The organism is Nostoc sp., from assembly GCF_041747015.1.
Lineage (GTDB): Bacteria > Cyanobacteriota > Cyanobacteriia > Cyanobacteriales > Nostocaceae > Nostoc.
The window spans coordinates 1-7,270 of the sequence record NZ_JBGTFY010000326.1 but is presented as its reverse complement, the minus strand read 5'-3'; the positions used below and the strand labels follow the sequence as shown (position 1 = coordinate 7,270).

Sequence of the window (7,270 nt, the reverse complement as noted above, 5' to 3'; positions counted from 1 at the left end):
TCAAGAATAAAATGCAGTTATCGTATGAAGCTTATTAAGTGTGAAACAACCTAGTTATGTAAAAAAAATAACTAGTCCGACGCGTTAGTGAACTAGTTTTTAAAGAAATCCTCTTCTCATGCCATGAGTATTATTACTCATACAGAAATAGTAAAAACTGCAAAAGTATAGGAAGTATTAACTTTCTCAAAATCCATGCGATCGCACACTGAAGAAACACACAATGGCTAAATTAATTTTGATCCGTCACGGACAGAGCCTTTGGAATGCAGAGAATAAATTTACAGGATGGGTTGATGTTCCCTTAGGCGAACAGGGGCGAGAAGAAGCAACGATCGCCTCTTGTAAACTGAAAGATTATCGAGTCAGAGTTTGCTTTACCAGTCTGCTATTTCGAGCTATTGAAACTGCGATCGTTATCTTGACAGAAGTAAATAATATTTGCGACGGGAGAATTGCGATCATCAAGCATCAGGCAGATGATGAAGACTGGCATGGTTGGAATAAATATAAAGGCGATCTCGAACAGGAACTACCAGTTTATCTGACAGCGAGGCTGGATGATTATTGAGGCGATCGCCTTTTAAAACACATCAAATCATTTGAGAATATTTGTTGTTGAGTGAGATAGCGATCGCCACTTACAAACTTGAGAAGATGATTGTTGAAGCGATCGCTGGTAACACGAGATGAAAACATTATATATTTCGATATAATGAATGAATGTATTAATTGGGCTAAGTTGATATATGGCACTCGCAACCGACCGACCAATTCAACAGAAAGCACTCAACTTTGACGAGTTTATCGTCCGTTATCGTGACGATAACCGTTATGAACTTATTGATGGAGATATATTTGACTTGGAACCAACAGGCTTGCATGAAGAAGTTGCAGCCTTTATTACCACAAAGGTATGCGTCCAGATCGACCAAATGGGATTGCCTTGGTTTGTGCTTCAGCGAGGACTTATTCGCCCTGCTAACATTGGAATGACTGCATTTCGACCTGATGTGGCAGTTATCGATTGCCATGAGCTTACTAAAGAACCAATTTGGAGTGAGCAGTCAATTCTGACGTTAGGCAGTTCAATTAAATTTGTAGCGGAAGTTGTGAGTAGCAACTGGCAAAATGATTATGCCCGTAAAGTTGAAGACTACGCGACTCTGGGCATTCCCGAATATTGGATTGCCGACTACGCTGGATTGGGAGGTGTTCGACATATTGGGAAGTCCAAACAACCTACCCTCTCTATCTGCACACTAGCAAATGGAGAATATGAAATTCAGCAATTACGGGGCAATCAGATAGTTGTTTCGACTACTTTCCCTAGCCTAAAATTGACAGCCGCAGAAATTTTGAAGACTTTTTAAATAGCGATCGCCCCTTACGAAATTGAGAAGATTGTTGTTGAGGTCAAAAGTTTTGTAGGACAATCTGATGTAAAAGATTTAGAACAGGCTTTAGGGCAATATATCCTATATCGTATCGCCAAATTCTCAATGAGACAGGGATCGAGCGAGATATCTATCTTGCAGTTTCTCGCTTAACTTTAACAGTGTATTTACGATAGAATTAGGACAGATTTTACTTACAAATCAGATTGTCAAATTAATTGTTTTTGATGATAAAAATGAGGTTATTGTTCAATGGATAACCGAATAGGATATCGAGAAATCATTAAGAACATACTCCAAAGTCACGCAGATTATCGTGCTTCTCTTCCTGATGCTTATAGCTCTCAAGTTATATTTGATGATGAGCGAGGACAATATTTAGTTTTAGACATTGGGTGGAATGGCGATCAGTACCTTCACTCTACCCCTATTCACCTGAGTTTAATTGGCGATAAAATCTGGATTCAGTATGACGATACTGAAGAGGGGATAGCAAATGATTTGACGGGTGCTGGTGTTTCTAAAAGTGATATAGTTCTTGGATTTCGTCATCCTAAAGTTCGACAATATACAGGGTTTGCTGTTGCCTGATGGGTAAAAGTAGCGATAGCGAAGCGCTCCGTAGGAATCGCCTTTCACCACAACTACAGCCCGATCGGAGCTCACATCAACAAAACTGCGATCGCGTAACAGTCACGCTCGTCTATTTTTTTTGCTTCAGCCGCTTTGTCACCCCGTCAGCCTTCTCTCTATACTTGCGCGACTACTCAACTCTACCTACTCTCTTGAAGAAAAGAGTGTTTGCCAATCTTGTACAAAGGACGATGGAACTGATAGATTAATCGCCTCACCATCGATCACTGGCACCGTCAAGCTGAGGGGTATTTCTGGCTGTAACTGCGGTAACAAGGGCTGAATATCATACTGTCCTACATTAGATTCGGGAGCAGATAAATCAGTGAAAAGAATACTGGAGGTATCATCAGCAGAAAGTGTTTTACCCATTGAATCAGCGAACAATAAAGGTTTAGTGCGGTCAATTTCTACTGCACTAATGAACCCCACTAAACGCAGTTCAAGACTATTTTTGCCATTGGGAGAAGTACGTTTAAAGGCGATCGCCTGCCAGTTATTCCCGTGCTGATCTTTCAAGGTTTGTCTGGATTGGTAAACCATTTGTCCTGGGGCTTCTTCTAATTGACGAATGGTAGCTCTCGCTGGCGCGATCGCCAGATTAATAGTCAACGTCCAGACTAGCATTCCGAGTATGAATGTTGCCCCAATGAAACGATAAATTGATTTCATTTTTATTCCTCTCTAAATCTATGTAAATCATCATTAATTGACGACCTTTTAATCCGACAATTGCTGCCAGCACCAAAAAGAATTCAATCGGCAAGGGTTGGAACCCTAGTAAACCTGCAAGCGGGGTGTAGGGAATGAGGAGCGTAACAATAACGATCGCGATCGTTGCCATTAATAAGTACTTTCCTGGCTTGCTTGTGAGAATAGATTGCCGCGTCCGAATTACCAGCACAATCATAGATGCAGAAATCACTGATTCCATAAACCAACCAGTTCTAAATTGCGCTGAGTTGGCGTGCAGCAACAATAGGAGTGCCGCAAAGGTAAGGTAATCAAAAACTAAACTCAGCAGCCCAAACACTAGCATAAAGTTACGGATAAATATGATGTTCACCCAGCAGGGACAGTTCAACATGGGTGAGAAAAAAGCCAAGTGGAGTCCATTTGATCCCACATTCCGCACATATTAAAGCGGATTTAATAATTATGAATTTGGAAAATAAAAGACTGAAATGATTTTCTAGTAATCATTACAGGCTTTTATCGTATAAAATAATCGAGTTAGGCAGAAGGGGAAAAAAACGATGAATGAGCTAACTGAAGCATAAAACGGGCGCGGCAGGGCTCGAACCTGCGACCAACGGATTAGAAATCCGTGGCTCTATCCACTGAGCTACGCGCCCAATATGAAATAATGGCTCCCAAAGGAGTCACCGACATTATTATATCGTTCCCACTTGCCAAGAAGCAAGCTAAAATTGCAGATTTCCCACTAGCAAGGCTAAGATCCAAGTCGCTAGTTAGTCAATTTACATTAAAAACGAAGCAGATGGGGTATTGGTTAAGTATATTGTGTTGTCAAAGGGTTATTTGCCTTATGCCGGGTTGCTCTGGGTAGCTTACCCTAGTGAAGTATCTGGCGCGAGTTAGATCCATTCCCACAGCAGGCTAGGTAATTTCAGCCTTGGCGATGCTGCCAAATGCCATTATATATTCCATATTAAGAGTGCCCCTGTGAGGAGTTATTTGCTAGTGCCATGTTTATTCTCAAACGGCAGGATGTTGAAATATCAAGCATTCAGCACCCAAAAAAGGATCAGCAGATGCAGATCCTCACTTATCAAGGGCAGACTTTTCGCTTGATTAGTGTTTTCAAAGCTAGTCAAGAGGAAGAAGCTAGAGCCTTATGGAGAGAATTAACGGATAACCGGGGTAAAGCCTGTGTTTTACTGGAGGAACCGGAACGCTTTAGCGTTTGGGGTAAAATCCGTTTAGAGCAACTTGGTAATGACACGGGTGGTCATAGTAAAACGGGGATTTTGAGCCAAGCTAGTATTTTACTGTTGCAAGGGGTTTATATCGACATTGAAGAGTTTTTAGGGGCTCGGCAAGCTGCATTATTTGAAAAAGATATTGCGGAGGTATTAAAGCAGAAGCAATTTCCCCAAGCATCTTCCCTAGAAGCAGTTAAATATTTGATATCTACTAATCCTTTGCCTACAGCCAAAATGCCTCTTTGGCAAGAAAATCATGTAGTTATCCTCTTGCAAGAACTGCATCGACTAGGAAAAGCGTATTTTGGCAATGCTAATTTTACCAAACAAGTGATCTATAAGTTAGAAGATATGCCAGAAGCCGAGCGATCGCTGTTTATTAGTTGGCTAAATCAATCGCCACTGAGTAAACTATGGCAGTAGCATGGAAACTTTTTCAACAACTTCCTGCCGTTGGCACTTGCTTTTGGTGTCCCATTGTGTATTGTCTGGCAGGAAAACTGCTGATTGTACAGTTCCTTAACTCAAAATATTGCCAGACTGCATCTACATAGTCAAGCCCTATGAATAACTCTTACGACAATTCCTTTCTTTCTAAATCCATTTTCACTACTCAAAACCTTGTCTTAGCTAATATTGGCTGGGGTGTACTGGCACTGCTATACTATTTGTTGTTTAGTGCCAAAGTTCCCGGAGCAGATGGCATAGAAAGCCGGGCCGAGTGGTATGTGATTGGCACAAATATTTTTGAAGGTTTAGCTTATTTGAGTGCCGGTATCTTATGCTTGAAGAACTGGCTGAGTCCGCAAATCGTCAGCGGTCGGAATGTTTGGCTCTTGATTGGCTTAGGTATGCTTTCCTATTTCGTTGGGGGGATAATTTTCGGCTATACCGAAATAATTTTAAAAGAAGAACCGGATGTGTCTTTAAGCGATATATTTTTTGTACTAACTTATCTATTACTTGGCGCAGGCATGATTTTAGCTGTGGCTTCCAGGCGAATCAATCTGGAAAAATGGCAGTGGCTAATTGTGTTAGCAATTGCAGTATTCGGTAGTTTGTTGGCATGGTGGATTTCTATGCAACAGGAAACGCCCTCGGAACTGCTAGTCGCTATTTTGAACTGGTTTTACGTAGTTAGCGATGTGGTTTTGTTAATTATTGCTACCACTCTGCTCTTAGCATTTTGGGGGGGAAGAGTTTCCCAGTCTTGGCGAATGATTGCAGCGGCAGCCTTTTCGCTTTACATTGCAGATATGTGGTTTAAATATGCCCAAAGCCCCGATTATCAAAGTGGGGAGATATTAGAAGTGTTTTGGGTGTTTAGTGGAGTGTTATTTGGCATGGGCGCTGTCTTAGAATATGACGCATCACTCAGACGAACGCGGCGTACCAGCGGACGAAAACGAGCTTAACAAAGATTTTTGGAATCTACCGTGAGAAAATTAACAGACTCTGACAAGCAAGAAATTCTGAAGTTATATCGAGAGACTGCCGAAACAACTTCAACTTTAGCAGACCGCTATGGTGTAAGTAACTCGACAATTAGTCGTCTGCTCAAAAGCACTTTGCCAGAAGATGAGTATGAATACTTAGTCTCTTTAAAGCGGGCTGCTAGAACTCCTGAAGGAAGGGCACAGGTAAACTATGAACAGTTACCGCTACTGAGTCTACCAGAGCCTGAGCAACCAGAGCCTGAGCAACCAGAACCTGAGCAACCAAAGCCTGAGATAGAAGTTCCACGCAGCGAAAGCCAACCTTTGGCAACTCCAAAGGTTGAGCCACAGCCGCGTCGGGTAATTCATGTAGAGGTAGCGGTACAGGAGGAACTTGACTCAGGGGATACAGAGGAGTCAATCGCTGCTAGTAGACGAGTGCGGCGACGCCCCTCAGCGTCAGAAAAACCGAAGCTCCGAGTCATAGAGAAATTAGAAACTCCAGAGCAGAAGCCGCCAGAAATAGTCAGCATCCCCATCCCACCTCTAAGGGATGCACATCCAGGCGCGACTGTCATCGCGCACATACTGGGTGAAGACTTGCTAGACGAATCAGAGGATTTGGACGATTTAGATGATGATGATTTAGATGATGATGACTTTGAGGAAGAAGACTTTGATGATGATGACCTGGATGAGCAAAGACCTTTAGTTACAAAACGAAGACCAGGTGAAGCATCAGTTCAAGTTCTACCTTTGTCGGTAGCCAATTTGCCTAAAACTTGCTATTTGGTGATTGACCGTTCCTCGGAATTAATTACCCGACCTCTCAAGGACTTTGGTGACTTGGGGCAAATTCCCACCCTCGAAACTCAGCAAAAAACTCTGCCGGTGTTTGATAACCATCGCGTAGCCAAGCGCTTTTCTACTAAACGCGATCGCGTGATTAAGGTTCCCGATAGTAAAATGCTCCATAAAGCTCGTACTCATCTGCAAGCTAAGGGCATTACATTACTGTTAATTGATGGTCAGGTCTACTCCTTGTCTACGACCGTTTAGAGGTCATGGAGACACCGACTGGCTATGGTGTGGTATTGGTGACAACTGGCAACATACAGGAGGCAGAAGCAATTGCAAATGCCCTTGTGGAAGCTAAACTCGCTGCTTGTGTGAGTCTGTTACCAATCCACTCAATTTACACCTGGCAAGGGGAACTGCATAAAGAGCAAGAATGGCAATTACTGATTAAAACTGATTTGGCGCAATTTCCGGTTTTGGAGGCCAAAATTAAGGAATTGCACTCCTATGAAGTGCCAGAAATTATCGCTTTACCAATTGTTGCTGGTTCTCAAGCCTACTTACAGTGGATTTCTCAGCAAGTTAAAAGTAAAGATTGAGGAGTTATCCCTCTTCTGTCACTCTCCGGGAGGGCGATCGCTAGAAGCCTCATGAGGCAATGAATACAAGCCATACTATTAGAAAAAAAATGGCTCTTGTATTTGTTATTAAAAAAGAATCGCGCGTAGGCGTAGGCCGTCGTAGACATCGCTTGCTATACAAAAGCTCTAGAATTCAGAAATCGTAAATGTTTTCGCAGAGTGACAGAAGAAGGATATCATTCAACATTTCTGATGCAAGAACTCTATTGATTGAAACGCGATCGCTTCAGTTCCTATGATTGATGTCGGTGGAACTTAATTAATCTACTGGGTAGCACTAACTACCTATACTTTTGCAGAAATTGACCCAGAAATTAAATTCCTGAGCTAAGTATCAAAAAGTTGCAACTGGTGGTCTAGGCGGCTAAACGAAGAATTTGATCTAGCTCACGTGAGCGTGGCGTCAAGTCCCCTTCAGG

The 7,270-nt window shown here is 42.4% G+C and carries 11 protein-coding genes and 1 tRNA gene; 8 read left to right on the top strand and 4 right to left on the bottom strand.

Going from position 1 to position 7,270, the window contains the following annotated elements:
- The first annotated feature begins 223 nt into the window (after positions 1-223).
- On the top strand, positions 224-571 hold the full coding sequence (locus ACEW80_RS26440; protein ID WP_373529450.1) for a histidine phosphatase family protein: 348 nt from the start codon (positions 224-226) through the stop codon (positions 569-571).
- On the opposite strand, the gene ACEW80_RS26435 is transcribed toward ACEW80_RS26440, so the two are convergent.
- Positions 565-699, bottom strand: coding sequence for a hypothetical protein (locus ACEW80_RS26435; RefSeq protein ID WP_373529449.1), 135 nt, complete (start codon positions 697-699; stop codon positions 565-567). The genes ACEW80_RS26440 and ACEW80_RS26435 overlap by 7 nt on opposite strands.
- Positions 700-749: 50 nt before the next feature.
- Between ACEW80_RS26435 and ACEW80_RS26430 the strand changes: the two genes are divergently transcribed.
- The 3 genes from ACEW80_RS26430 (at position 750) to ACEW80_RS26420 (ending at position 1,988) form a co-directional block, all read left to right on the top strand.
- Positions 750-1,373: a Uma2 family endonuclease gene (locus ACEW80_RS26430; RefSeq protein ID WP_373529448.1), complete on the top strand. Its 624-nt coding sequence runs from the start codon at positions 750-752 to the stop codon at positions 1,371-1,373.
- Positions 1,374-1,550, top strand: coding sequence for an element excision factor XisH family protein (locus ACEW80_RS26425; RefSeq protein WP_373529451.1), 177 nt, complete (start codon positions 1,374-1,376; stop codon positions 1,548-1,550). It begins immediately after the preceding gene.
- A 99-nt stretch (positions 1,551-1,649) separates the two neighbouring features.
- Positions 1,650-1,988 carry a XisI protein gene (locus tag ACEW80_RS26420; protein ID WP_373529447.1) on the top strand — a complete coding sequence of 113 codons (339 nt, stop codon included), beginning with the start codon at positions 1,650-1,652 and terminating at the stop codon, positions 1,986-1,988.
- A 186-nt stretch (positions 1,989-2,174) separates the two neighbouring features.
- On the opposite strand, the gene ACEW80_RS26415 is transcribed toward ACEW80_RS26420, so the two are convergent.
- The 3 genes from ACEW80_RS26415 to ACEW80_RS26405 all read right to left on the bottom strand — a co-directional run bounded on the left by ACEW80_RS26415 (position 2,175) and on the right by ACEW80_RS26405 (position 3,385).
- Complete coding sequence (locus ACEW80_RS26415; protein ID WP_373529446.1) at positions 2,175-2,702, bottom strand: DUF3122 domain-containing protein; 528 nt, start codon at positions 2,700-2,702, stop codon at positions 2,175-2,177.
- Positions 2,632-3,096: a cation transporting ATPase C-terminal domain-containing protein gene (locus ACEW80_RS26410; protein WP_373529445.1), complete on the bottom strand. Its 465-nt coding sequence runs from the start codon at positions 3,094-3,096 to the stop codon at positions 2,632-2,634. The genes ACEW80_RS26415 and ACEW80_RS26410 overlap by 71 nt, the downstream gene beginning before the upstream one ends.
- 216 nt (positions 3,097-3,312) lie before the next feature.
- Positions 3,313-3,385, bottom strand: a tRNA-Arg gene (locus ACEW80_RS26405).
- A gap of 354 nt (positions 3,386-3,739) precedes the next feature.
- Here ACEW80_RS26405 and ACEW80_RS26400 point away from each other — a divergent pair.
- The 4 genes from ACEW80_RS26400 to cutA all read left to right on the top strand — a co-directional run bounded on the left by ACEW80_RS26400 (position 3,740) and on the right by cutA (position 6,809).
- Positions 3,740-4,399, top strand: coding sequence for an Npun_F0813 family protein (locus tag ACEW80_RS26400; protein WP_373529444.1), 660 nt, complete (start codon positions 3,740-3,742; stop codon positions 4,397-4,399).
- A 140-nt stretch (positions 4,400-4,539) separates the two neighbouring features.
- Positions 4,540-5,391 carry a hypothetical protein gene (locus ACEW80_RS26395; protein ID WP_373529443.1) on the top strand — a complete coding sequence of 284 codons (852 nt, stop codon included), beginning with the start codon at positions 4,540-4,542 and terminating at the stop codon, positions 5,389-5,391.
- Between the two features lie 21 nt (positions 5,392-5,412).
- Entirely contained in the window at positions 5,413-6,471 is a 1,059-nt protein-coding gene (locus ACEW80_RS26390) for a transposase (protein ID WP_373529442.1), read from the top strand.
- Between the two features lie 5 nt (positions 6,472-6,476).
- The gene (gene cutA / locus ACEW80_RS26385; protein ID WP_373529441.1) at positions 6,477-6,809 is read left to right on the top strand and encodes a divalent-cation tolerance protein CutA; all 333 of its coding nucleotides are present in this window, start codon (positions 6,477-6,479) and stop codon (positions 6,807-6,809) included.
- Positions 6,810-7,270: the final 461 nt, after the last annotated feature.